The organism is Bartonella sp. CL436QHHD (assembly GCF_042195105.1).
Classification (GTDB): Bacteria; Pseudomonadota; Alphaproteobacteria; order Rhizobiales; family Rhizobiaceae; genus Bartonella.
In genome coordinates, this window is the sequence record NZ_JBHINR010000049.1 from 1 (window position 1) to 1481 (window position 1481).

The window sequence follows — 1481 nt, forward strand, 5'->3', positions numbered from 1 at the left end:
GGAGCCCTCCATTCGCCACCTTCATAGCTAGCTCCTCCTCCTAAATACATCGCTAGCGTCTGATGCAAGGAATAAAGCTGATTGCCCGTAATCGCCTCTGTCGAACCTTCAGAGATATCGCCATCTAAAACTGACTTCAGTTTGCTCTTACTTCTTTTATCTCCCTTCCCATGAAGCGCTACAAACGCACTGTCTTCATCACTCCACAACAACGCATTCTGCTCAATATTGTCTGAAATCTCATTATGAAGCTTTGTAAATGAATTGCTTACACAGGCAAACGCTTCAGCAATATTGGGATAGCTATGCTCTTCTGGACTACCATCATCATTAAATGTCGTAACTTTGAAAGTAGGTGCTACCCATTGACCATCTTCATAGTGAGCGCCACCACCAAAATAAGTCGCTAGCGTCTGATTCAAGGAATAAAGCTGAGAACCATTCACTGCTTCTGTCGAGCCTTCAGAAAGTGTGCCAGCTTTCACGCCAGAGAGACTACGTGCATCACCATTCATATTTGCAATTGTGATTGCACTACCCTCTTTTTCACCACCTATCTTGATTACCTTCGTAGCATCATCCTGCTTAACAAGACTATCTCCTACAACTTTATTAATCTCATTCTGAAGCTCTTTATGAATATTCGTGAATGAATCACCAACACCTGCAAACGCTTTAGCAACATCATCATAGCTCTGCTCTTCAACAGCACTACCATCCTCATTAACGGTCTTAACTTTGAAACTTGGNTGCAAACGCTTTAGCAACATCATCATAGCTCTGCTCTTCAACAGCACTACCATCCTCATTAACGGTCTTAACTTTGAAACTTGGAGCTCTCCATTGACCTTCCTTATATTCAGCGCCACCACCTAAAGATTTAGCTATATTCGTAGCTGTTGTTTCAAGATTGTTTGACACACTGCTTACATTTTGATTGGTCGCAAAAAGCTGTGAACCATTCACTGCATCACTCGATGCTTCCGAAAGCGTTCCTGATTTCACACCAGAAAGGATCCGTGCAGCACCATCAATATTCGAAAGCTTAACTTCTGTACCACTCTTTTCACCCCCTACACTAATAACATGTGTCTTTTCATCTTGCTTAACAAGACTATCTCCTACAACTTGGTTAATCTCATTCTTAAGCTCTTTGTGAATATTTGTGAATGAATTCCCTACACCAGCAAATGCTTTGGCAACATCATCATAGCTCTGCTCTTCAACAGCACTGCCATCTTCTTTGACAATCTTAACCTTAAAGCTTGGAGCACTCCATTGACCTTCCTTATATTCAGCGCCACCACCTAAATAAGATGCAACAGTCTTATTCGTATCAAAAAGCTGAGAACCATTAATCGCATCACTTGAGCTTGCAGAAACCTCTCCATTGGAAAGAAATGTAATCTTACTCTTGCTTTCCTTCTCTCCATGCGTCGCTACAAACGCCTCTGCGTCCTTATCCCACAACAGCGCATCGC

At 42.3% G+C, this 1481-nt stretch carries 2 pseudogenes; both read right to left on the reverse strand.

Going from position 1 to position 1481, the window contains the following annotated elements:
- Positions 1-773, reverse strand: a pseudogene (locus ACFIKN_RS07255) (adhesin); the annotation flags it as partial.
- A pseudogene (locus ACFIKN_RS07260) lies at positions 733-1481 on the reverse strand (hypothetical protein); the annotation flags it as partial. The pseudogenes ACFIKN_RS07260 and ACFIKN_RS07255, both read right to left, overlap by 41 nt.